Here is a 24,585-nt window from a genome sequence, read left to right as displayed (position 1 = left end):
TTAATGAAGACCTCTTGCTAGAAATATTAGATTTTATTCATATCTCAATGCTTTAATCGGATTCTGACTTGCCGCTTTTAGAGAGTGGTAACTGACTGTTAGAAAAGCAACCAAAACGGATAGAATACCAGATATTAAACCGGACAGTACGAGTGTTTGTACAAGCGGCATTTGATAAGCAAATTCTTGAAGCCATTGGTCAATTACATAATAAGAGACAGGTATTGAAATGACTAGGCCAACTATAATGAGCACCAGTACATCTCTGAAAATCATATAAACCAATTGAAAAATCGATGCCCCTAGCACTTTGCGAACGCCAATTTCTTTGATCCGCTGGGAAGTACTGTAAGAAGCTAAGCCAAGTAAACCAAGGCATGAAATGAAAATACAGATATAGGAAAGTAGCCCAGTAAGCTTGCTTTGTCTTGCATCTTCCCTGTAAAGTTCTTCAGCTCTTGCATCAAGGAATCTATATTCGAAAGGGTGACCAGGATCTAATTCGATGAACTTTTGCTCAATAAATCCCATGGTTTCTTTCAATGAGTTACCGCTAACATGTATCAGAAAAGAAGGTAAAGCACCTTGAGCCTTTAAGAACGGATTAAAGTCATAATGGAAAATCACCATCGGTTCCACTTTGGTATGTAATGAAAAAGCATTGAAGTCTTTCACAACGCCGATTACTTTACTCGGTTGAATTCCAGGTATCGGTAGTCCTAATTCTTTACCAATAGCTTGTTCCCAGCCCATATTCTTTACCAATGCCTCATTTACTAGTACTCCTCTAGTACGGTCTGAAGGTTGGTTTTTGTCGAAATCTCTTCCTTCGACAATTTTGAGCTGCATGGTTTTAGCATAGTCATCTCCAATGAACAATACCGGGAAAGTGGCATCCATAGTACTAGAGTCTCCAGCTTGTGCTCTTATGAGCGATTTAGAAGCACCAAGTAGATTGTTGCCAAGATTTGTGTCGCCTCCTACAATGATAGCATCAGACACATTGACAATACCAGGACTTTGGGCTAGTTCGGCTTTTACAAAATCGACACGGTTGCTCATGGCCGTGTCTTGCATGTTTACAATCACCACATTGTCTTTATTAAAGCCCAAATCTTTCTCGTTTAGAAACTGAATTTGATCTTTCATTAACAGCGTAGAAATAATCACAGCAATCGAGATGAAGAACTGGAAGGCTACAAGCGCTTTTCTCATGTTCATGCTTGACGGACCACTTTTATTAATGCCCTTAAGCGCTTTTACAGGTGCAATTGAAGACAGATAGAATGCAGGGTAAAGACCAGAAACAACGCCAATGAAAACTGTAATAATCAGGGCGCCAAATGTCATGGTTAAATTACTAATAGGATCAAATACCAGTGTTTTACCCATGAGATTACCAATGCCCACGCCATTGATTAATAGGGCGACAATTCCAAAAGCTAAGATTAAGGAAACAAGCGCAATAATGATTGATTCGCTCAAGAACTGAGTAACCAAAGCATTCTTGGTAGATCCCATTACTTTTCTAATCCCTACTTCCTTAGATCGACTTGTTGAACGTGCGGAAGCTAGGTTCATGTAATTGATTGATGCGAGTAATAGTATGAATAAACCTATGGCTGTAAAGGCATAAGTGTATGTTTTGTTGCCAGTTGGGTAGTCGAATTGAGGTGGTTGTGCATTGAAATGGGTATCAGCAATATTGGTTAGTTCAATTTCAAATACTCCATCATAATTAATCAATTTGGCAATTGGCGCCATGTGTTTCTCGTAGAACTCAGGAAACTTTGCCTTTAAGGTTTGAGGATCATAATTCTTTGGTAATAGGAGATAAGCAAAGTCTGTCGGAGACCAAAGTCCACCTTGTTGTTCTTGCTGTTTTAGTAATTCCTTGTTGGTTTGTAATGACTCGTAAGACATTAAACCATCGAATGTCATATGTACATTTTCAGGTAGGTCGGCCATAATACCAGTTACCTTATATTGACCGATTGGTGTTTTTAAAGTCTTGCCTATAGCATCCGTAGTGTTAAAATACTTTTGGGATAGGTTTTCAGATAATACGACAGTATTCGGTTCATCCAGAACAGTTTCCGGGTCTCCAGAAACGAGTTCATAATCGAACATGGTAAAAGCTGAAGAGTCGGCATAGAACAAGTTGCTCTCGTAAAATTTCCGACCATCTAAATCTACCATGACTTTACCCGCACTTCTAAATCGGACATAATTCTCTATTTCTGGGTAGTCCGCTTTTAGCCCTTTAGGTAGAAATTGAGAGACAAAGGCATATTTGTCATCTTTCTCACCGACCATAAAATTTGACTCAACTCTATAGATTTGAGCGTAATTGTCGTGCTGTTTGTCAAAGCTCATATCGCTTTGAACAAAGAGAAAAATGATAACGGCTACTGCCAAACCGACCGCTAGGCCTAGGATATTTAGCAGTGAGTAGAATTTGTTTTTTAAAAGGACTCTAACTGCAAGGGTAAAGTTTTTCATAAGTCGTTGTTTGAGTTGTTGCAGTATAAATGTCTCTATTATATGTTTCTAGGCTGTTTAGAAAATGAAGAGCGTGATAAAACTTTGGCTCTGCGGAAGTTCTTTCCGTTAAGTGGAGTCGTATTTCTTGTAAAAGAATGTCACATCGGGTAACGTTTTTCAGTTTTCAGAGTCTTTGTCTATATGGGGTTTATAAGGTCAGTAGCAAATTTACTGCTGTCGGATATGGAGAATTCTAAAAAACTATCTAGTTTGCGTTTATATTATTTGCATAATAATAAAATATAAAAATGAAAGGTACGTATCTAGGCGAGTTTGAAGAAGTAGTATTGCTGACAGTGGCCATGCTAGAAGACGAAGGCTATGGAATATCGGTGAAGCAAGAAGTAGAAAAGAGAACGGATAGGACGATAAACCTTAGTGCAATTCATGCCACACTATATCGATTAGAGAAAAAAGGGTTTCTGAATTCTAAGCTTGGAGAAGCAACCAAGGTTAGAGGAGGGAAGCGAAAGAGAATTTTTTCAGTAACGCCCTATGGTGTTAAGAACTTAAAAGAAGCCAAATCTCTAAGAGAAGGTATCTGGAACGCTATACCAAATTATGTCTTACAACAATGAAATGACATCGCCACCAAAGCTGGCAAAGTGGATTCTCAACCTTTTCTGTCCTAATCGGTGGAAAGAGGAGATCGTAGGTGATCTAGATGAGGAGTTTTTACTCAATATTAAGAGTAAGGGCCTGTCTAAAGCCAAGCGTATTTACTTATGGACAGTAATAAGGTCGTTCAGAGGTTACTTATTGATAGAAAAATTAAAATCAGGTCAAAACCAAGCTCATACATATGAGGGCGGTATAAACAACAACGTTATGTTCTCAAACTATTTAAAAATCACCCTTAGGGCCTTGCTCAAAAACAAGGTCTATTCCTTTATTAATATATCTGGCTTAGCCATCGGTATAGCAGGTGCCTTGCTCATATTCCATTATGTGAGTTTTGAAACCAGCTATGAGAAGCACATAAAAGATTCAGATGATATGTATCGCGTAAGCTTGGAACTCTTCATGAATGGAGAATTCGTTTACCATAGTGCCGAAAATTACCCGCCCGTTGCGGAAAGCATGGTCAATGATTTTCCTGAAGTAGTGGAATGGGCACATGCCTATAATATGGGCGCTAAAAACAACATTGTTATTACTTATGAGGAAGGTCAATCCCAGCCCATTAAGCTAAAGCATAAGAAGTTTCTCTATGCCAGTCCAACATTTCTTTCCATGTTTGATGTAGACATGGTGGCAGGAGATGCTCAAACAGCACTTACGGATCCTTATACCATGGTTATATCTGAAAGTACTGCTAAGAAGTATTTTGGAAACGAGCCTGCAATAGGAAAAAGACTTCGTCTTAGAGACGATGATCGTAACAATGAGAATTGTGTAATTACAGGGGTTTTTAAGGACTTACCTTCAAGTACCCATTTAAAATATGACGTGCTCATTTCTACTCCAACTATTTATGGTAGATGGGATGGAGCCCTAACAAGGTATAAGACCGGATGGGTTCGTAAAGATTTTTACTCCTATGTCAAAGTACGACCAAATACAGATGTAACTGCTTTATCGGCTAAGCTACCTGCAATGATGGACAAGTACATGCCAGAAATGGCAGAAAGAAATGCCAAGCATGTGTTGCATATGCAACCGCTTAATCGAATTCATTTAGATTCTAAACTTTCTGATGAAGCAGAACAAAATGGCGATGCTGAGCCTATAACCTTCCTTTCTATAATTGCCATTTTCATTATCGTTATCGCTTGGGTTAACTACGTAAACTTGGCCACTTCTCGCTCACTCGACAGAGCTAGAGAGGTGGGAATACGTAAGGTTTTAGGTTCATTAAGAGGCCAACTGATTAGACAATTCTTATTTGAATCTGTTGTAGTCAATTTCTTGGCCGTGGCACTAGCTTTAGGAATAGTAGTATTAGTATTACCAGCCTTTTACCAAATCAGTGGTATTCCAGAAGGTGTTGTTATCTGGGAAAATCAAATGCTTTGGGCGGCTTTAGGATCAGTATTCCTAATAGGCTCAATCGTTTCAGGTTTCTACCCAGCACTAGTTTTATCTTCTTTTAAACCTGTAAGTACTTTAAAGGGTAAGTTCAGAAATTCAGGTTCAGGCGTATTCTTAAGAAAAGGCCTTGTTGTTTTTCAATTTGCTACATCGGCTGCCTTAATTATTGGCACGCTGACAGTATATAAACAGATGAATTACATGCAATCGGCTGATCTTGGGTTCGATCTAGAACAAACTATCGTTGTAGAAAGAGCAGCTATTGCCGATACTACACCTGGTGGTGTGATGCGACAAGTCAATACATTCCAAGAGGGTTTACGTGCTAATTCCAATATAAAATCTGTCTCTACTAGTGGAATGGTTCCAGGTAAAAAGATCAGATTTAAAGGAGATGTAAGGGCGTATAATCAGACGTCAAATGAAGCTCACCCTATGGATTTAATGGGTGGAGATTATGGCGTAATTGAAACACTAGGAATGGAAATGGTAGCGGGTCGAAATTTTTCTCGTGACTTTCCTAGCGATGCAGATACTGCCGTGATTATTACCAGAGCGGCAGTCAGCTTATTGGGATATGAAAACCCTGAAGATATTATTAACCAAACCGTAGTATTAGAGAATTTTGGTGAAGCAGGAATTGTCGTTGGTGTAGTAGAAGATTACAACCATGAATCTTTACGCGTGAAAGCAGCACCCTCTATTCTCTTATTAGATCCTCAGTGGACTGAATATTTCTTGATTAAAGTAGAAGCAAACTCAATCCCACAGGCATTAACGGCTATTGAAGCAGAATGGAATCAAGTTTATGCTGCGAATCCTTTCGATTACTTCTTTTTGGATGAGTTTTTCAATAATCAGTACAAATCCGAGCAGCAGTTTCAATCGATGTTCTCTGTATTCTCCGTTTTGGCCATTATTATCGGTTGTCTTGGTTTATTCGGTCTGTCGGCATTTATGGCCATGCAAAAGACAAAGGAAATTGGGGTGAGAAAAGTATTGGGAGCGTCTGTTAAAAGTGTCTTTTACATGCTTTCGAAAGAGTTTATCGTACTGATCTTAATTGCAAATGTAATTTCTTGGCCAATTATTTATTTCACAATGGATAGTTGGCTGCAAGGTTTCGAATATAGAACAAGCGTCGATCCATTCTTATTCGCTATTGCATTGTTTGTGGTATTAGGAGTGGCAGTGCTTACCATAAGCTACCAAACTATAAAGTCCGCCAGATTGAACCCAGTGGATTCGTTGAGATACGAATAATATTAAGATAAGGATGAACAATCGGCTTTTGGTATTTAAAACGTACTGGAAGCCGATTTTTTTTTGAGCTATCTTTTCTTAAAGTTTCTTCTTTTTCCGCCGTAAGGTCTTTTGCCTCTACCAGCAAATTTCTTTGGGTTGTATTCTGGTCCATCACCTAATGAGGCCGGCATTGCCACTTTTCGCACTTCTGCTTCAATCAAATCTTCAATTTTCTTAAAGTTCTCTTGATCCTCTTCATTAATGAATGTGACTGCTTCTCCTTCAGAAGATGCTCTAGCCGTTCGACCAATTCTATGTACATAGTCAGCCGCATCATTAGGTACATCATAGTTGATAATCATATCTATATTATCAACATCAATACCTCTTGAAATTACGTCAGTAGCGACTATAATAGGGAGTAACTTGTTTTTGAACTCTCTTAGAATTGTTTCTCTTTCTACTTGTTCCAAATCACTTGAAATACCCTTCGCTTTAAATCCTTCTTTCTGTAAAGCGCGGGTTATGTCCCTTACTTTTGATTTTCTAGAGGTAAAAACGATGAGGCTTGGAATATCTCCATAGCGGAGGAGGTGTTTTACTAAGTCAATTTTCTGAGCATCATAAGCCAAAAATGCCACCTGAGTTATTTTTTCAGAAGGCTTAGAAATGGAAATATTGATTTCTTCAGGTTCGGTCAAAATCTCCTTGGCCATCTTCCTGATTTTAGGCGCCATAGTAGCGGAGAAAAGCAGGTTCTGTCTTTCTTTCGGCAAGTGGGTTATGATTTTCATGATATCTTCATGAAAACCCATATCCAGCATTCTATCTGCCTCGTCGAGCACCAAGTGCTTTAACTGATCAACCTTTACATAACCCAGATTCAAATGTGAAATGAGTTTTCCGGGCGTGCCAATTACAATATGAGTACCCTTAGCCAACGCATTCTTTTCTCTCGTAAACCCTGCGCCATCACCACCACCATAAACAGGGAGGGAAGTAATGCCACTGAAATAACTTAAGCCCTCAAGTTGCTGATCAATCTGCACTGCCAGCTCTCGCGTAGGGCATATGATCATGGTATTTATATTTTCATCGGACACACCACTTTCTGCAATTTTATGCATTAGTGGGAGCAAAAACGCAGCGGTTTTACCCGTGCCTGTCTGGGCACAACCGATAATGTCTTTGTTTTCGATAATAAGAGGGATAGCGGCTTGTTGAATTGGTGTAGGATTTTCGAATCCCATGGCATCCAACCCTGAAAGCACATCTTCGTGTAAATTGAGTTCTGAAAAGGTCAAAGCTTGAACTATATTGTCATCTGAATTGTAGTCTGCGTTAAGAACGCATATGGAAATATACTAAGAACAAGCGTGGCAACAACATAAGTGAAGAAAAATGAAGAAGGCAACTTTTAAAACCAATATCAATTGCGGTGGATGTATTGCTACTGTTACTCCTTTTTTAGATAAAGTGAGCACTCTCAAGAGTTGGTCTGTCGATACAAATTCTAAATCTAAACTGCTGACAGTTGAAGGGAATGAAATTGAAAAAGATGAAGTGATAAAAGCTGTACAGTCGGCTGGGTTTGAAATCAAAGAGAAAAAACGCCTGTTATCTTTTTAGTTACCTCTTCTTCCAAAAGTGAGGAGACAACAGCATGAGCACGGTAAACAATTCTAGTCTACCTAAAAGCATCAAAGTAGAAAGTAACCATTTTCCTGCCATTGGCATGGCTGAGAAATTATCTACTGGCCCAACCTCTCCGATACCCGGCCCGACATTTCCTAGCGACGTGGCTACGGCTCCGAAAGCCGTATCGAATTCAACATTCATAGCAGAAAGCAATACCACCCCAACTAAGAAGACGAGGATGTAAATCATGATAAAGGCCAGCACATTATAAACTATGCCTTGATCCATGGCCTTTCCGCTAATTCTTACTGGCATTACTGCAGAAGGATGTAACTGACGCTTTAGCTCTAAGAATGAGTTTTTGAATAACACCACATGGCGTATGATTTTTACACCTCCAGCTGTAGATCCTGCCGAACCACCTACGAATAGTAGGATAAAGAAAAGCACAGATAAGAATGGCGCCCAAGCTGTGTAATCAGCTGAGACAAAACCTGTTGTGGTTACTAGAGAAACCACTTGGAAAAGTGCTTCTCTGAATGACTTTTCTAATGGCTGATCTTGTACAAAAAGTAAAGCGATGGTAACGACTACGGTAATTACCACGATGAACGAAGTATAGACAATAAACTCTTCGTTTTTAACGACCTTTTTAAAGTTTCTTTTCAGCGCAAAATAGGTTAGCGTAAAACTGGTGCCGGCCAAGAACATAAAGAAAATAACGATGTATTGAATTACAGGGGAGTCCAGTTGCATGCTGTCATTCGTAGTGGAAAAACCACCTGTTGCCATGGTAGTTAAGGAGTGATTGATAGCATCGAAAGGTCCCATGCCTGCTACAAATAGGGCTATCGCTTCGGCTAGGGTAAGGCCTACATAAAGGAACCAGAGTCTTTTGGCAGTTTCTTGAATTCTAGGCTGAAGTTTATCAGGTGTAATTCCAGGGGCTTCTGCCGCAAAAAGTTGCATGCCACCAATGCCTAAGAATGGTAATATGGCTAGTGCGAGCACAATCATACCCATGCCACCAATCCATTGGGTAAGACTTCGCCAGAATAAAATGCCTTTTGGTACAACCTCTATATCGGTTAAAATTGAGGCTCCGGTAGTAGTATAGCCAGACATGGTTTCAAAGAAAGCATTTCCAAAACTAGGAATGGCACCACTGATAATGTAGGGCAAAGCACCGAACAAAGAAAGCACTACCCAACCGGCTGAAACGATTATGTAACCGTCTTTTTTCTTGAGTTCTTTATTCTGATTCTTTCGTTTGACGAGTCTTAAGAGGAACCCAGAAGCTATTGTGATTAAACTGGCAATGAGTATCGAAATCCAATCAGACTCTTTATAATAGACTGACACGGGTATACAAAGCGCCATAAAGCCACCATTGATCAGCAGGATGATTCCTAGTAAATCGGCAATGACTTTAATGTTGAACCTCATGATGTTTTATATGAAGTAGTCTTCTACCTTCTTGATACACTCGTGTTTGGCTAAAACAACGACTCTATCTTTTGGCTGAAAAGTGAAGTTTCCTGGTGTGGTGAGTCCTTTGCCATCTCGAATCACACCACCGATAATAGCTGACTTAGGGAACTGGAGGTTTCTGAGTTCTTGCTGTGTGATTTTTGAAGTTTCCTGCACTTCAAATTCAAGAATTTCTGCATCAACACCATGAATACTGGCAATAGAAACAATCTCTCCTTGGCGAATATGCCTAAAAATAAAGTTTGCCGCTATGAGTTTCTTGTTAATCATGGTATCAACACCAATGCTTTGAGAAAGGTGGATGTAATCCATGTTTTCTACCATGGAAATGGTTTTCTTAACCCCCATTTTCTTAGCGACTAAGCAAGAGATGATGTTCGTCTCCGAATCGCCAGTAACGGCAATAAAAGCATCCATTTCATTAATGCTTTCTTCTTCTAACAACTCTACGTTACGACCGTCGCCATTAATTACCATGGCATCCGGCAGTTGATCAGCAAGCTCGAAACACTTTTGTGCATTTCGCTCGATTAACTTCACGTTATACCTTGTACTTAATATTTTTGCTGCATGAAATCCAACGCGTGAACCTCCTAGAATCATAATACTACGTACGCCTTCTTTTTTCTTACCACTTAAGAAAAGTAGCTTCTCAACACCTTCAGGTTGGGCAATGAAGTAGGCGTGGTCATTCTGTTCAAAACACGTATCGCCATAAGGGATAATCGTTTCATTGTTTCGAAGAATCGCCACCGTCATGAAAGTCTGATCTGGGTTGATCTTAGCGACCTCTAACATTGACTTGCCTTTAAGTGGGCTATTCTCGTCGATATTTACGCCTATGAGTTGCAGCAATCCTTTTTCAAACTCGAAGCTATCCGTAACCGCTACTTCCTTTAAAAGCCTCTTAATCTCTTTTGCTGCAAGTGATTCAGGAGAAATAACATCATCTATACCCAAATGCTTAAGGTTAAGCTTGTCTTTTTGGTAGATAAATTCAGTATTAGAAATTCGAGCGATTGTTCTTTTTGCGCCAAGATGCTTGGCTATAATGGCTGTAGCTATATTAGTTTCCTCAGATGAGGTAACTGCTATCAGAAGGTCGGCATTGGCAACGCCTGCTTCTTCCAAAACATTATAAGAAGTAGATGTTCCTTTAATAGTAGCCGCGTCAATCGAGTTCCCAGCTTGCTTTAGCTTGTCGGCTGCTCGATCAATTAAGACAATATCTTGTCCTTCTTGACAGAGAAGTTTGGCCAAATGAAACCCCACATTTCCGACCCCTGCTATAATTACTCTCATGTAATGTCTCTTGTAAAGTGCGGCAATTTAGGAAGAAATATAATTTAATAACGTTTTTGCGGATGGTTTCCTCGGCAAACGATTACTCTCCATTATCATCCTGCTTTCCCCATCCTGATTTAATATGAAGGTCGCGTTGTGGAAATGGTATCTCAATATTGTGCTCTTTAAACTTCTCGAAAATCAGGTAGTATAACTGACTTTTAAGAATGATGGGTCGGTTGATGTATGAGCTTGTCCATATCATTAAATCAAAATCTATTGAACTATCGCCATACCCGATAAACAGAACTTCTGGCTTTGGTCTTTTTAAGATTTCAGGATGATTAGCCGCTATTTCAACCAATATTTCCCTTACTTTCGCCGGATCCTCCTTATAGGAAACGCCCAAGGGAACGTGTACTCTTACTCTTCTATCATTATGACTCCAGTTAATGACTTGTTTGTTAATCAAGTCAGCATTAGGAATGATAATTGAAATATTGTCGTTGGTGTTCACCATGGTAGCTCGAGATGAAATTTTCACAATATCACCCGCCACGTTACCTACTTCAATTCTATCTCCAACTTTAACGGGCCTTTCAAAAAGGATGATTAAGCCTGATATGAAGTTATTTGCAATGTTTTGCAAGCCAAAACCAATACCAACACCTAGAGCACCCGCTAATACATTAAGAGAACCTAAGTTGATTCCAGAACCTTGTATAATAATGAATGCTCCAAGAACAATGAAAAAGTACTGTATAATGGTTCCTATCGATTGACTTACACCGATATCTTCCGAATACTTTGAAAGAATTTGTTTAACAAAAATTGACTTGAGTTTTCCTGAAAAGAATACCAGAAGGCTCAAGAATAGAATAAGCCTGATAACATCGAATACTCTTAGGGTAGGAGCACCTTCTTTATCTTTGCTTAGAGGGATATTAAGGTCTGATCCAGCCCCTAATCCGATGGCCGTAAGGACCAATACTAGTCCGATGGCTAGAATGATATATTTTGTGGTGTTTCCTATGGAAAGAACGGTTTTTCTATCGTGTACATAGCGCGGGAGTATCCGATTGATTAATGTCGCTCGGACGATGTTACCGAATACATTGGTTAGGATAAGGAACACCACCGGAATGATGAGTTCAGTAACTGTAAACTTTAAATTGTCGCCTATATGGATAGGTTCGCCAAGGATAGGAACCTTACTATTGATAAAGTTGATCAGTAGATCATAAATCTCCATAGCCCAATATAGTTATCTTTTACGTGTTGGTAATAAAATAGATGAGTCGCCATAGCTTAAAAAACGATAGTTATTATCTAAAGCATGTTGATAGACTTGCTTCCAATCCTTACCAATAAAAGCTGCGATTAACAATAAAAGTGTACTTCCTGGTTGATGAAAATTAGTTATTAATCCATCGCATACTTTGAATTCGTAACCGGGCATAATAAAAATTTCGGTAGTACCATTTATGCGGTCTAGTCTATTCTGAGTCATCCAAGCCGCAATTTTTGTGAAAGCCGTTTTCCGATCAGGTAGTCTATCACTTTTATTATATATCTCTAATTTTTCAATATTGAAGTTTTCATTTCCATTGTTTAACCTAACGCCAAACCAGTAAAGACTTTCTAACGAACGCATAGATGTAGTACCTACGGCTATTACCTCTTCCGCGGCTATTATCTGCTCTATAGTTTCCTTAGTCACCTCAATTTGTTCAGAATGCATTGGGTGCTCGCGCGCGTCTGTCACTTTTATTGGTTGAAATGTGCCAGCACTTACATGCAGTGTCAGAAAGGATTCTGTAATCCCTTTGCTTTTTAGAGCGTCTAAAATCTCTTCAGTAAAGTGGAGGCCAGCCGTGGGCGCTGCAACCGCGCCTTCCTCTTCAGAATAAACGGTTTGATATCGTGGCTTATCCTCAGGTTCTGGGTTTCTATTTAAATAAGGTGGAAGCGGTACTTCCCCAGCCATCTCAACTATTTCGGCAAAAGAATAACTCGGGTTATCCCATTCAAAACGGATCTGTTTTTCCTCTCTATCTAAGACCGTTGCCTTTAATGTTAATTCGGTATCTTGCGCAGTAAGTCTAGTACTTAATATTTGCCCGTCTTTCCAGCGTTTGAAATTTCCAACCATACATTCCCATATTACGCTTTCACGTTCTTCCATTACGGTGCTCATCACAGTACTTGGAGCCAATGGCTTTAAAAGGAATATTTCTATTTGTGCCCCTGTATCTTTTGTGAAATAAAGTCGAGCAGGAATTACTTTGGTGTTATTAAAGCAAAGGGTGGTTTTCTGATTTAAGAATTTGCCTATCGACCGAAAATGATTGTCTGAAATGGTGCCAGCTTGATAGGTTAATAATTTAGAATCTGCTCGATTGGCTAAAGGGTGCTTAGCAATCCGCTCATCGGGGAGTTGATAATTGATGATTTCTAGATCAGGTGATTCTGGCAAATTCATATTGGATGCAAATTAAGTTCGAATCTTGAAAAGATTGATGCTCAGAATGGATATTTCATTTCCTTTTTATAGCGGTAGAACTGAATTTTCATCCCTTTCTGCGACCGTTCGGCATTTTTTTAAGATTCCATGCAACTTTTTTCAACCTTCGAATTCGCAAAATGTGTCCGCTTTTATGAACGAAAATGAACATGGTCATAATTTCATAGAATTTATGATTCTATATAAGTAGTTGAAAATCAATTATATATAATTTTTGGCACAGGGATTGGAAAACAGTTGGCAGGTCAAAAACAACGGTCAATTTTTAGGTCAAATATTTCTGTCTGATGGGCAGAACTCAAAATATCACAACAACATGAAAAACGTTAGTAAAAAAAATATCTCAGCGCTCTTTGCGCTTCTCTTGGCGGGAACAATTCTTACCTCTGCCAAGTCAAATACAATTGCAAACTTACCAGAATCAGATACTCTTGCTGATGATCATTACACTGAATATGTGGATGAGTATATAGAGGAGTATTTTGAAGAAATTGAAGAAGAAGTATTCGAATCTCAGGAATATGTTAAAGTTTATAATGAGCGTGATGAACTTGTTGTAGATGGGTTGAGATCAGAGCTTGAAGAAGAACAGCTTCAAGTTTTGAGACAGGCAGACTTACTTACTGAGCTTTCGGGTACTAAATATTACCAATTGAATAATTAATTAGTTAGTAGTTTTAGTTTAAGGTTGAATAAGGCGATTTCGAACGGAAGTCGCCTTTTCGCATTTTATACCCTAAAAACTCACTAACATAAACTTTAACTGATCGCCGGGCTTCATTTGCGCCAATACATCTAAGTCTTCGGTAAGTACATTGGCGATTCTTGGATAGCCCCCTGTAGTTTGAGCATCCGCCATTAAGATGATAGGTTTACCAGCATTGGTGACCTGTATTGTGCCATTAACTACTCCAGACGATAATTCCTCCCTTACCGGTTTATAATCGACCAAATTTTCCATTAATCGATAGCCCATTCTATTAGCATCAAGATCTATTGTGAAAATCGTTTCAAAAAAGGCTTCTATCACCTGCATATTGAATAAACCGAATTCAGGCCCAGTTAAAACCCTAACCACATAAACAGAAGAAAAGACAGGCTTTTTTGAATCAGGAGTTATTTTTAGAGTAGATCTTCCTTGGCTTTCTATCTCTAGTGTGTGTCCTGATTGTAGTTGAGCGGGGAGCTGATCATGAATCAATGTATTCGGCACGGCACTAAAACTGCCCAACCATTTTGGTGTATTCCATTTACCTCCAATACTTAAATATGTTCTACAACCTTCTGAAGCATGATCGAATTCCAACAGATCTCCTGCTTCGATATCAATAGTACAATAACTATCAACCGAATTCCCATTAATGCTGGGGGACATTTTAGCACCCGTTATAGCAATTTGACAAGCATTTTCAAATAAAATAGTCGGTCCGATCATCGTCATTTCCAATACTGGTTGAGAAGGCGGATTGCCAACGAGATCATTTGCCATTTGCATAGCCTGCTTATCCATCGCCCCACTTACTGGAATACCTTGATCTTGAACGCCCCATCGGCCATCATCTTGGATAGAGGTGTGAAGTCCTGGTTTTCTGATATGAGCAATTATTGAATCACTCATATAAGCCTTCCATTTCAAAAACCTCTGTTTCAATTTCTAATTGAATTATCCGGTATTCTTCTTTTCCAATAGCTCGAAACCTAACGGCATCTCCTGGTTGAAGGAAACTTGAAGGCTTATTATTCGGATTGAACATTTCAAGTGGTGTACTGCCTATAATTTGCCATCCGCCAGGAGCCTCAGTCGGATAAATTCCAGTCTGTAACCCTGCTAAACCCACTGCACCTTTCGGAACGCTCAATCTAGGTGTCGTTTTCCGTGCACATTTTAAGGCTTCAGGGAGACTGCCCATGTAGGCAAAACCTGCCACAAACCCGAGCAAATAAACATGGTAAACCTGATTTGTATGTGCCGCAATCATTTCTTCTATAGTCAAGTTAGTTTGCCGAGATACTTCAATAAGGTCAAGTCCAAAACAGGGATCATAACATACGGGGATGGTGTATGTCTTGGATTCGACATGACTATAATTATTCGATACTAAATCTTGATAAGCCTGCTTCACAATTTGTGATGCCTTTTCAAAGTTTATAGAGCTTCTATTATAGCTTAGCGTGAGTGAGTTATATGCAGGAATAAGCGAATTGAAAGATGCGTCCTTTTTTAGGTTTCTATAGAGGTTTACAACTTGCTGATTGACTTCTTTTGAAATTTCTCGATCGAATGTTACAATCAAGGCGCTATCTCCGTAAGGGTCAATTCGCATTAGAAAGCTTTTTTCTGAATATTAGCCGCGCTTAACTTTTGATCTATAGCAGAGAGAATCTTGACAGCAGCCGGATTATCACCATGAATACAGAAACTCTTTGCTTTTAGCGGTACAGGCTGGCCATCATAACTAATAGTTTTGTGATCGACAGTAATTGAAAGTATCTGCTCGGCAGCAACATCAGGATCTTGGATAACCGCATTTGGAAGACTTCTAGATCTCAATTTTCCATCGGCTTCATAGTATCTATCGGCAAACGCTTCAGGAATATATTCCATGCCAATTTCTAATAGAATCTCCTCGACGTGACTTCCTGCCAGTCCCATTATTTTAAGGCTTGGATTAATACTTTTTATGGCAGAATATACTGTTCTAGCTACAAGTTCATTCTTGGCTATTTCATTGTAAAGCGCACCATGTGGTTTAACATATTTAAGCGTTCCACCAGCACTTTTTACCATGCCTTCCAGCGCGGCTACCTGGTATTTTATGTACGAGGAAAGTTCTTCTTGAGCAATCGGTAAAACTCTTCTGCCGAACCCCTGTAAATCTGGATAGCCAGGATGCGCACCAATTTGTACGTTATGCTCAATAGCCAAATTGATGGTTTTTTCAATATGGTATGGGTCACCCGCGTGCATGCCGCAGGCAATATTACAAGAAGTGATTTGAGGGAAGATTGCCTCATCATTGCCAATTTTGAAATTGCCAAAGCTTTCTCCCATGTCACAATTAATATCGACTGAACGCATGAGTTTATTCTTTGTCTGGTTCTATGAAAAAGACTTCTTGAATCTTGCCATGTCTAATCTTATACATGGCAAAAACCTCCATTGCTGGTCTGTTTTTATTAAAAACGACATGTTCTTGGTCTATTACTGTATTTCCTAAAACGACACGATTTTTTATAGTACAATGCAGCTCTGGACTATTGGCAAACATTGGGGTATAGGCAGCTCTCATTTGTGCTTTGCCTGACATAACTAGTTGATTTGGATGATTATAAATCTTCACCGAGTCGCTGTAATTAACCAAGAATTTTTCAATGTCCTTATTGTTATAAGCTGTCAGTTGATTTTTGACAAGTTTTTCTGGAAGTCTGATATCTTGACCATGCAGTCCGATGCAGAAAAATGCGAAAATTAATAGGAGGGATAGCCTTTTCATTTTTAACCTAATGTTTCAAGGTTGAATCTAAGAAAAATGACAGACTATTTAGGTCAGCGCCAATTCAAAGGTATTAAAACCCAAGAACTTCAAGGTTTAGTCATCGAAAGGGCCACTAACGGGAATGACGTGGCAACAGTCATGACCAACTACAAAGTCTTGTTGAAGTACTATCTGATCATCAACAATACCGAAAAACCGAATGTTTGTTCCCGTTTTATTAATCTCAGCAAGCTGATCATCGTCAATAACGATGTAACTGTTTTGTAGATCTAAGTTATGGTCTTGAATGCTATAAGTATTGCCATTGTCTAAATTCTGGGTATAGAAATTATCTAAAACAATAGGCTGATTATTATCGTCAATTGGTGTGTAGGATAAGGAGATGAAGATTTCGGTGCAGCCCATTGTCGATGAGCAACCTAAGAAATTACTGATTAGCGAATCATCGGATTGATCACAAGCACTAAACAGAAGTGCAATTGTCAGAAATAGAAAGTACCGCTTTTTCATCATGCCCATTTTCATTACTAGACCTTACCTAGTGCTAAAAGGTTGGAATTATAGGTCTGTCTCTCTTAGGATTTAATGTATTCCTCCTTTTTAAACCATTTAAACGCTCTATCGATGGCTTCTTGAGTGGAAAAGTGAGCTTCATAGCCTAGTTCCTCTTTCGCCTTCGATAAGTCTAAATGTTGCCCCCCTGAAAGTACTGCTATAGCGGTTGAGGAAAGGGTCGGCGGCGTTCCTCTAAAAATGGCATACTTCGTTTCTTGAAATTTAGAAATGAATTTAGCTAAACTGATAGAAAGCGTTTTCTCTAAAACCTTCACTCCAGCCTTTTCGCAAATAGTAGCGACCAAGGTTTTGGTATCTGTATTTGCGCCACCAATTAAATAGCGTTCGCCAATCTTTCCTTGCTCAAGTGCCAAAAGCAAACCACGCCCAGCATCTCCAGCATAAACTACATTTCTGGCTCCATTGACATAAGCTGGCAACGTTTTGTTGGCCAATTCTACGATAAGCCGACCTGTTGTAGGTCCATAGTCATATTCGCCAAACGTCATAGAGGGTATGCCAATAACAATGGGCACTTCTGCATTTGCTGCTTGTTGCGCCATATTATCCATAAGCCACTTTACTTGTACATAAGGCGCCGAATTTTCCGGTGTTTTTTCACTGACCATTGATTCATCCGCTATGCCATTTATAGCCTTTGTTAAGACGATGGCACCACCAACATATAATGCTTTTTTTACTTTGGAGGCTTTAACAGCATCAATGAAGAATTGCATTTGAAGTCTGGCCGTTTTTATTTCGGCTGAAAGAGGTTTTGGAAGGGTAGGATAATAAGCCGCTGCGTTGACTAAATAATCTAAGCCTTGAAACGCTTGGATTAGACTGCCTCTATCATCGAGATCGGCAATTCTAGATTCGTATTTTAAATCGGAGATTTTGGAGAGGTTTGAATTCTTGCGATGGATTATGACAAGCTCATATTGCTTGAAGTGAGCCGCTATTGCTATGTGATGACCTAGCATGCCTGTGCCTCCTAAAATGCCAATTTTCATGGCAGAAGGTAAGTAATAATGCTATAAGAAAAGTGAATTCTTGATCTAAATTTGAACACTTTACTCGTCTTGACTTAAGCTTACTTAACTTCTCTGGCTACTATTCGCAAAGCCTGTTCTTGATCGTACCGCTCTATTCCCAATTCAATCAAAATGTCTATTAATTCTGGGTATGGAATACCAGTCGCTTCCCACATTTTTGGGTACATGCTAATATTGGTAAATCCGGGAATAGTGTTAATCTCGTTGATTAAAATATCGCCCTCATTCGTCACGAAAAAGTCTACTCTGGCTAGGCCTTCACAAGCCATCACCAGATATGCCTTAATGGCAATTTCACGAATGGTTTCAATTTGTGATTGGGTAAGGTCAGCCGGAATGAGAATAGAAGAAGCGTCTTTATCGACATATTTCGACTCAAAATCATAAAAACCAACTTCCGTTATCACTTCGCCAGGCAAAGAGGCTTTAGGTTTGCTATTGCCCAGAACGGCACACTCAACTTCTTTCCCAATAATGGTTTTTTCGATGAGCACTTTAGGGTCATAGCCAAGGGCTTCCTCAACTTTGTCATTATACTCATCTTTAGACGATACTTTAAAAACTCCAACGGAAGATCCTAGGTTAGCCGGCTTGATAAAAACAGGCATTCCAAGTTGTTTTTCAATGTCCTCAAAAGAAGGTTTACGGTTTGGAGAAGCAATAGCATAAGGGGCAATGCCGATATCACTATCTCTTAATAACCGCTTCGTCATGTCTTTATCCATACAAGCCGAGGAGGCCATAACTCCACAACCCACGAATGGAATATCAACCATCTTAAAGAAGCCTTGAATTGTTCCGTCTTCTCCGAATAAACCATGTAATACAGGGAAGACTACATCCAATTTTGTGATTACCTCTCCTGTATTGAGGTTTACTAAAGACGTTCCATTACTCGTAGGAGCCAAAGTAACCGAAATACCTTTATTAGCATCAATGTCATCTTTAAGGTGCCAATGCCCTTGAATGTCAATCAAGATCAAAGAAAGATTGTACTTATCTGCATTAATGTGCTTTAGAATACTCTTAGCGGATAAAAGAGATATTTCGTGCTCGGTAGATTTACCACCAAAAATAATTGCAAGATTCAGCTTAGACATATTCGGAATTCATTCTATAAATGAAGAACGTAAACTGGTGTGAATATTCATAAATGGTACTCACAATTATTTTCAAAAAGTGAGAGAGTGCTATTGAATAAATCGGATAAGAGTCACTTACTGAGAATTTGTATCTTCCGACATGAAATCAAAATTCTGGAATTTTATTTTCTGGTTAGTCATTGCTGCTGCTTTTATAGGACCGGGTACGGTTACTGCTGCTGCTTCCGCAGGAGCTACTTATCAATATCAATTACTCTGGGCACTTCTATTTTCTACTTTGGCATGTGCCGTTTTGCAGGAAGCCGCTGCAAGAGTAGCTATAGTTTCTGGGAATGGCTTAGGCGCCGCAATTCAGCAAAAATATAAATCCAATGGACTAGTCTGGTTTATTGCTATTGCGGTTTTCTTAGGTTGTGCAGCCTATGAAGCAGGTAATATATTAGGCGCTATATCTGGTTTAGCTTTGACTGTAACAGGTATTCCGAAATGGGTGTTTACACTTATTATTGTTGCTGTGGCAGGTGGCGTTTTGTACACGGGTAAGATTAGTTCAGTAGCCAATGCAATGGGTATTGTTGTGGCTATAATGGGACTCGCATTCTTGTATGCCGCATTCAATGTAAAATTTGATGCTAGTGCATTTTTTCAAGGGCTTTTAATACCAAAAATCAATGAGCGTAACGCCATTCTCACGCTAGGTTTAGTAGGTACTACCATCGTGCCTTATAATATCTTTCTAGGTTCTGGATTAGCCAAAGGGCAGTCGATCAAACAAATGCGATCCGGTATGATTCCATCTATAATTTTAGGGGGTGTTATCTCCATGGCAGTTTTGGTAGTTGGCACGGCTATAGTTGGAGAGTTTGGCTTTGTTAACCTCTTTGATCAACTTACAGCCGATCACGGAAGGTTTATGGGTGTTGTTTTTGCCATAGGTCTTTTTGCTGCGGGTTTTACTTCAAGTATAACCGCTGCTTTGGCTGGTGCTATTACAATTAATAGTGCCCAAAAGCATCCTTCAGAGACGAATAATTGGAAATTTCAACGCATTTGGATTCTCGTATTGATAACAGGTTTAACCTTCGGAGTTAGTGGTATAAAGCCTATTCCTGTAATTATACTAGCACAGGCTGCAAATGGATTTATATTGCCTTTACTCGCTTTTCTGCTTTGGCAAATGGTTAACGACCGGGGAACCATGAAGGATAATATCAATGGGTTGTTGTTGAATGTATTTATGGGAGTTACTGTTTTTGTAACGGCCATGCTTGGATTTATCAATGTATTCAAAGCCATTTTTTCAGCATTAGGCGAACAATTTACTTTCCAAGGAACTACTCAAATCTTAATTCTTGCCTTAGCGGCGATCACTTTAGTTTTTGGAATATTTAAAATTCGAAAAGAGAAATAAAATTCGAAAAGAGAAAGGGGCAGAGTAGAAAAATCGATTTTCAACTATTCTGTTTCTCATTCAGTAGTAAATAAGCGCCAGCTGCTCATGTTTTTATTTATAAAAAACGATAGCCATTTTTTTCAATGTTAGCTTTTTATTTTGGCATAAAGATTGTCTAGAGAGGGTAAACCAATATTTTATGCAAAAACTCAAATTATCAATCACACTATTATTTTTAAGTTTGGGCTCGGTCATAGCCCAGCAATTTGCCGAACCATTTACCACTTTTATCAGCGACAGGGAGTGTTATGTGATCACTGTCGAAGGAGCAGAAGTCTTCGGTACGCTCAGGGCCGCTACAGAAACTGGAGGCTTTATAACCCGGCTAAGGATTAGGGATGAATCAGGTCAGATTCACAAATTTAAAGCAGAAGATGTACTAAGGTTTGCCATTAGGCCAGATGCCTTTGCCAAAAGTATCACAGTGGCTGAGAAGGCCACTTCAATAAGGCATGCCATTACCACAGATCATAATAATATCTTAGAAAGAGATTGGATCTATTATGATGCACAGCAAATGCCAAGAAGAAAAAATAAGGTGGCGTTGCTTCAACTTCTAAACCCAGGTTTCGATCAGCATATTCAAGTGTATGATCATAGAAACGGCTCTAAGTCCATGCCGATCAGTCTGGGCGGTGTTCGGGTAGTTGGGGGAGAAGAGCGAACGCTTCTTGTCGTGTATGGAAACGCTAAACCTAGAATCGTTAGAAAAGCATCTTTTAAAAAGGCCTTCGTAGATATTTTCGCCGATCAGCCAGATGTATTCAAGACAGTAAAAAGGAAGCCTAAGTTCAAAGACTTCGCCCAGTATATCCAGACTTACAATGTAATGAAGGAGAAGTCAATCGCTGCGCAGAATTAATGGGCACCCTTTTTAAGACTAGTGCTTAGAAGATTCTTCCATTTGTCATCTTTTTTACCAATTATTCAGATTTAGATTTGCATTCAAATTTTCCTTTTCTACATTTGGAACCATAATGAAAATGACAATCAGAAATAACGCTTGGTGGTGGCACGTAACGGAAATCCGATAACGTGAGCTAGGTGCTATTCAAATAATATAAAATTTAAAGCCTGCAGTTCATGCAGGCTTTTTTCGTTTTAACGCGATAAAAAATTAAAGATGACTAAGGTCAAATTACAAACCAAGTACAAAAAGTTACTGGCTGATACAGTGACACCGGTCAGCATTTACTTAAAACTTAGAGATAAGTTTGAGAACCCAATTTTGCTTGAAAGCTCTGACTATCATGGAGCAGATGATAGTTTTTCTTACATCTGTTGCGATCCGCTAGCCAGTTTCGAAGTAAAAGATGGTCGTTTTAAGCAACAATTACCAACTGAACTCTTGGAAGGTGAAGCGGCTGGGGAAGAAGTAATGGTTAAGCTTGATCAGTTCGTAAAATCTTTCGAGGCGAGTGAAAACCCATTCAAATTCATCAATAATGGTCTTTTTGGCTATATCGGGTTCGATGCCGTTCAGTACTTCGAGAATATACCAGTTCCAGAGGGGAAAGCTGATGAATACCATATTCCGGATGTACTTTATCATGTTTACCGATATGTAATTGCCATAGATCATTTTAAAAATGAGCTCTACATTTTCGAACATTCTCCAGAAGGTACGGAAGCTAAAGGGCTTGAAGCCATTGAAAATTTAGTTTATAACAAGAACTATCCTTCTTACGAATTCACACCGGCGCAAGAAGAAAAATCAAACTACAGCGACGATCAGTTTTTAACCATGATCGACAAGGGGATTTCTCATTGTTTAAGAGGCGATGTATTCCAAATAGTGCTTTCTAGAAGGTTTCAAGATAGCTTTTCTGGTGACGAGTTTAACGTTTATCGAGCCCTTCGTTCCATCAATCCATCACCCTATTTATTCTATTTCGATTATGGTAGCTATAAGATATTTGGTTCTTCACCAGAAGCACAATTGATAATAAAAGATAGAAAAGCAACGATTCATCCGATAGCTGGCACATTTAGAAGAACTGGAAACGATGAGGCCGATGCTGACTTAGCTAAAAAGCTACTGGAAGACCCCAAAGAAAATTCTGAGCATGTAATGCTGGTAGACCTTGCTCGAAACGATTTGAGCAGAGCAGGGTCGAACGTGGAGGTAGATACTTATAAGGAAGTGCAATATTTCTCTCACGTCATTCACTTGGTTTCAAAAGTAACAGGTGCTTTGAGCGAAAATGTGGAAGAAACGAAAATGATATCAGGCACTTTTCCAGCCGGAACATTGAGTGGTGCGCCAAAAGTAAGAGCTATGCAGCTGATTAATGAATATGAAGAAACGCGTAGAGGGTTTTACGGAGGCGCAATTGGTTTTATGGGTTTCAATGGAGATTTCAACCATGCCATTATGATCAGGTCATTCTTAAGTAAAGACAACAGCCTTTACTTTCAAGCAGGCGCAGGTGTAGTGGCCAAGTCAAACCGTGAATCTGAGCTTCAAGAAGTGAACAATAAGTTAGCCGCTTTGCGAAAAGCCATCGAACTGGCGAAACAGATTAGATAACAGGTAATTATTAAGAAACAGTAATGAAAATATTAGTACTCGATAATTACGATTCATTCACCTACAATCTAGTTCATTATTTAAGAGCGTTGGGCTATGGAGATCAGATGGAAATTTTCCGCAATGATCAGATTTCTTTAGATGAAGTGGAGGCTTACGATAAGGTTTTGCTCTCTCCAGGCCCAGGAATTCCAAAAGAGGCAGGTATTATGAACGATTTGATCCTTAAATATGGATCAACAAAAAGCATATTGGGTGTCTGTTTAGGTCATCAAGGTATAGCTGAAGCTTACGGTGCCAAGCTGTATAATATGGGAGAAGTTTTACACGGTGTTTCTAGCAAAGTTCATGTGTCAAAACCTAATGATCGGCTTTTTAAGAATATACCTGAGACCTATGAAATATGTCACTATCATAGTTGGAATGTTGACAAGGAGTACTTGGGTGAAGAACTTGAAATTACAGCAGTTGACGAACAAGGAGAAATTATGGCCATTAGCCATAAAACGTATGATGTAAAAGGGGTTCAATTTCACCCAGAGTCAATTATGACCGAGCATGGTCACAAACTATTAAGTAATTGGTTGGACGCCTAGTCAAAGTTTACACAGCATAACGATCATTATCAACAAAAGAAATGAAAGAAGTATTAAATCAACTTTTTGAATATAAATCGCTGGATAAAGCCTCTGCAAAGGAGATTCTTAAGAATTTGGCACAAGGCGCATACAATCAAAGTCAAGTGGCTGCTTTTCTAACCGTATACTTAATGAGAAGCATCACGGTAGAAGAACTTGAAGGCTTTCGCGATGCCATGCTCGAATTGTGTGTTCCTGTGGACATACCGGAGTACGACGCAATAGACCTCTGCGGTACAGGAGGTGATGGTAAAAACACGTTTAATATTTCGACTTTATCCTCATTTATAGTAGCAGGCGCAGGACAAAATGTGGCGAAACACGGTAATAACGGTGTTTCTTCCGTTTCCGGTTCTTCTAACCTGATGGCTCATTTCGGATATGAGTTTACCAATGATGTAGGTAAGCTAAAGAAGAGTCTTGACGAATGTGGGCTTTGTTTTTTACATGCGCCGCTCTTTCACCCTGCCATGAAAAATGTGGCTCCAATTCGGAGAGACTTAGGCGTGAAAACCTTTTTCAATATGTTAGGGCCTATGGTGAATCCATCATTTCCCAAAAAGCAATTAGTCGGCGTATTTAGCCTTGAATTAGCGAGACTCTATGGATACCTCTATCAGAAGACCGATAAGAATTTTGTGATTCTACATGCGCTAGATGGCTACGATGAGATATCCCTTACAGGCGCTTTTAAGAAAATTACTAATGGAAAAGAGGCAATTGTTAATCCTCAAGACCTTGGCTTATCGACAATTAAGCAGGAGCAAATTCATGGAGGAGAAAGCGTAGCTGAATCGGCGAAAATTTTCGAAACAATATTGAAAGGAAAAGGAACCGAAGCACAGAATAATGTCGTTATCGCCAATGCTGCCATGGCCATAGAGTGTGGTAAGGGAGTTTCTATAAATGAGGCCTTGAGTATGGCACAAGAATCACTCATGAGTGGTAAAGCACTAAAAACATTTAAGAAAATATTAGAACTGAATTAAACTGGGGT

At 39.3% G+C, this 24,585-nt stretch carries 22 protein-coding genes; 9 read left to right on the top strand and 13 right to left on the bottom strand.

Going from position 1 to position 24,585, the window contains the following annotated elements:
• Nucleotides 1-33: 33 nt before the first annotated feature.
• Entirely contained in the window at nucleotides 34-2,502 is a 2,469-nt protein-coding gene (locus JXQ92_RS07810) for an ABC transporter permease (protein WP_421986046.1), read from the bottom strand.
• A gap of 290 nt (nucleotides 2,503-2,792) precedes the next feature.
• Here JXQ92_RS07810 and JXQ92_RS07805 point away from each other — a divergent pair, with 290 nt between their 5' ends.
• On the top strand, nucleotides 2,793-3,122 hold the full coding sequence (locus JXQ92_RS07805; RefSeq protein WP_421986045.1) for a PadR family transcriptional regulator: 330 nt from the start codon (nucleotides 2,793-2,795) through the stop codon (nucleotides 3,120-3,122).
• On the top strand, nucleotides 3,106-5,838 hold the full coding sequence (locus tag JXQ92_RS07800) for an ABC transporter permease (RefSeq protein WP_421986044.1): 2,733 nt from the start codon (nucleotides 3,106-3,108) through the stop codon (nucleotides 5,836-5,838). Before JXQ92_RS07805 ends, JXQ92_RS07800 begins: the two co-directional genes overlap by 17 nt.
• A gap of 68 nt (nucleotides 5,839-5,906) precedes the next feature.
• Here the strand turns inward: JXQ92_RS07800 and JXQ92_RS07795 are convergent, their stop codons facing one another.
• Nucleotides 5,907-7,124 carry a DEAD/DEAH box helicase gene (locus JXQ92_RS07795; RefSeq protein WP_421986043.1) on the bottom strand — a complete coding sequence of 406 codons (1,218 nt, stop codon included), beginning with the start codon at nucleotides 7,122-7,124 and terminating at the stop codon, nucleotides 5,907-5,909.
• Between the two features lie 97 nt (nucleotides 7,125-7,221).
• On the opposite strand from JXQ92_RS07795, the gene JXQ92_RS07790 reads away from it, so the two are divergent.
• Nucleotides 7,222-7,449, top strand: coding sequence for a heavy-metal-associated domain-containing protein (locus JXQ92_RS07790; protein ID WP_421986042.1), 228 nt, complete (start codon nucleotides 7,222-7,224; stop codon nucleotides 7,447-7,449).
• Here the strand turns inward: JXQ92_RS07790 and JXQ92_RS07785 are convergent, their stop codons facing one another.
• The 4 genes from JXQ92_RS07785 to JXQ92_RS07770 all read right to left on the bottom strand — a co-directional run bounded on the left by JXQ92_RS07785 (nucleotide 7,450) and on the right by JXQ92_RS07770 (nucleotide 12,715).
• The gene (locus tag JXQ92_RS07785; RefSeq protein WP_421986041.1) at nucleotides 7,450-8,904 is read right to left on the bottom strand and encodes a TrkH family potassium uptake protein; all 1,455 of its coding nucleotides are present in this window, start codon (nucleotides 8,902-8,904) and stop codon (nucleotides 7,450-7,452) included. It abuts the gene before it with no gap.
• A gap of 6 nt (nucleotides 8,905-8,910) precedes the next feature.
• On the bottom strand, nucleotides 8,911-10,251 hold the full coding sequence (gene trkA, locus JXQ92_RS07780) for a Trk system potassium transporter TrkA (protein WP_421986040.1): 1,341 nt from the start codon (nucleotides 10,249-10,251) through the stop codon (nucleotides 8,911-8,913).
• A gap of 82 nt (nucleotides 10,252-10,333) precedes the next feature.
• The gene (locus JXQ92_RS07775; RefSeq protein ID WP_421986039.1) at nucleotides 10,334-11,485 is read right to left on the bottom strand and encodes a mechanosensitive ion channel family protein; all 1,152 of its coding nucleotides are present in this window, start codon (nucleotides 11,483-11,485) and stop codon (nucleotides 10,334-10,336) included.
• Between the two features lie 12 nt (nucleotides 11,486-11,497).
• Nucleotides 11,498-12,715, bottom strand: a complete 1,218-nt coding sequence (locus JXQ92_RS07770) for an S-adenosylmethionine:tRNA ribosyltransferase-isomerase (RefSeq protein WP_421986038.1) — start codon at nucleotides 12,713-12,715, stop codon at nucleotides 11,498-11,500.
• Between the two features lie 358 nt (nucleotides 12,716-13,073).
• Here JXQ92_RS07770 and JXQ92_RS07765 point away from each other — a divergent pair, with 358 nt between their 5' ends.
• On the top strand, nucleotides 13,074-13,421 hold the full coding sequence (locus JXQ92_RS07765; RefSeq protein WP_421986037.1) for a hypothetical protein: 348 nt from the start codon (nucleotides 13,074-13,076) through the stop codon (nucleotides 13,419-13,421).
• Nucleotides 13,422-13,493: 72 nt separating this feature from the next.
• Here the strand turns inward: JXQ92_RS07765 and JXQ92_RS07760 are convergent, their stop codons facing one another.
• From JXQ92_RS07760 to JXQ92_RS07730, 7 genes are all read right to left on the bottom strand, one after another.
• Nucleotides 13,494-14,375 (bottom strand): biotin-dependent carboxyltransferase family protein, encoded by an 882-nt coding sequence (locus tag JXQ92_RS07760; RefSeq protein WP_421986036.1) that lies wholly within the window; start codon nucleotides 14,373-14,375, stop codon nucleotides 13,494-13,496.
• Nucleotides 14,368-15,081 (bottom strand): 5-oxoprolinase subunit PxpB, encoded by a 714-nt coding sequence (gene pxpB / locus JXQ92_RS07755; protein WP_421986035.1) that lies wholly within the window; start codon nucleotides 15,079-15,081, stop codon nucleotides 14,368-14,370. Before pxpB ends, JXQ92_RS07760 begins: the two co-directional genes overlap by 8 nt.
• On the bottom strand, nucleotides 15,081-15,836 hold the full coding sequence (locus tag JXQ92_RS07750) for a 5-oxoprolinase subunit PxpA (RefSeq protein ID WP_421986034.1): 756 nt from the start codon (nucleotides 15,834-15,836) through the stop codon (nucleotides 15,081-15,083). The genes pxpB and JXQ92_RS07750 overlap by 1 nt, the downstream gene beginning before the upstream one ends.
• Nucleotides 15,837-15,840: 4 nt before the next feature.
• On the bottom strand, nucleotides 15,841-16,251 hold the full coding sequence (locus JXQ92_RS07745; RefSeq protein ID WP_421986033.1) for a nuclear transport factor 2 family protein: 411 nt from the start codon (nucleotides 16,249-16,251) through the stop codon (nucleotides 15,841-15,843).
• Nucleotides 16,252-16,347: 96 nt separating this feature from the next.
• The gene (locus JXQ92_RS07740) at nucleotides 16,348-16,764 is read right to left on the bottom strand and encodes a hypothetical protein (protein ID WP_421986032.1); all 417 of its coding nucleotides are present in this window, start codon (nucleotides 16,762-16,764) and stop codon (nucleotides 16,348-16,350) included.
• Nucleotides 16,765-16,829: 65 nt separating this feature from the next.
• A complete protein-coding gene (locus tag JXQ92_RS07735; protein WP_421986031.1) occupies nucleotides 16,830-17,822 on the bottom strand; it encodes an NAD-dependent epimerase/dehydratase family protein in 993 nt (330 codons plus the stop codon).
• 80 nt (nucleotides 17,823-17,902) lie between these two features.
• Nucleotides 17,903-18,964 carry a D-alanine--D-alanine ligase family protein gene (locus JXQ92_RS07730; protein WP_421986030.1) on the bottom strand — a complete coding sequence of 354 codons (1,062 nt, stop codon included), beginning with the start codon at nucleotides 18,962-18,964 and terminating at the stop codon, nucleotides 17,903-17,905.
• Between the two features lie 142 nt (nucleotides 18,965-19,106).
• On the opposite strand from JXQ92_RS07730, the gene JXQ92_RS07725 reads away from it, so the two are divergent.
• The 5 genes from JXQ92_RS07725 to trpD all read left to right on the top strand — a co-directional run bounded on the left by JXQ92_RS07725 (nucleotide 19,107) and on the right by trpD (nucleotide 24,577).
• Nucleotides 19,107-20,378, top strand: coding sequence for an NRAMP family divalent metal transporter (locus JXQ92_RS07725; RefSeq protein WP_421986029.1), 1,272 nt, complete (start codon nucleotides 19,107-19,109; stop codon nucleotides 20,376-20,378).
• A gap of 181 nt (nucleotides 20,379-20,559) precedes the next feature.
• Nucleotides 20,560-21,282 carry a hypothetical protein gene (locus tag JXQ92_RS07720; protein ID WP_421986028.1) on the top strand — a complete coding sequence of 241 codons (723 nt, stop codon included), beginning with the start codon at nucleotides 20,560-20,562 and terminating at the stop codon, nucleotides 21,280-21,282.
• Nucleotides 21,283-21,543: 261 nt separating this feature from the next.
• A complete protein-coding gene (locus JXQ92_RS07715) occupies nucleotides 21,544-22,950 on the top strand; it encodes an anthranilate synthase component I family protein (RefSeq protein WP_421986027.1) in 1,407 nt (468 codons plus the stop codon).
• A gap of 23 nt (nucleotides 22,951-22,973) precedes the next feature.
• Nucleotides 22,974-23,546 (top strand): anthranilate synthase component II, encoded by a 573-nt coding sequence (locus JXQ92_RS07710; protein ID WP_421986026.1) that lies wholly within the window; start codon nucleotides 22,974-22,976, stop codon nucleotides 23,544-23,546.
• Between the two features lie 41 nt (nucleotides 23,547-23,587).
• Nucleotides 23,588-24,577 (top strand): anthranilate phosphoribosyltransferase, encoded by a 990-nt coding sequence (gene trpD / locus JXQ92_RS07705; protein ID WP_421986025.1) that lies wholly within the window; start codon nucleotides 23,588-23,590, stop codon nucleotides 24,575-24,577.
• Nucleotides 24,578-24,585: the final 8 nt, after the last annotated feature.

The organism is Roseivirga sp., assembly GCF_049099775.1.
Classification (GTDB): domain Bacteria; phylum Bacteroidota; class Bacteroidia; order Cytophagales; family Cyclobacteriaceae; genus Roseivirga.
The sequence above is the reverse complement of the archived record's forward strand: the minus strand, read 5'-3'. Positions and strand labels throughout refer to the sequence as shown.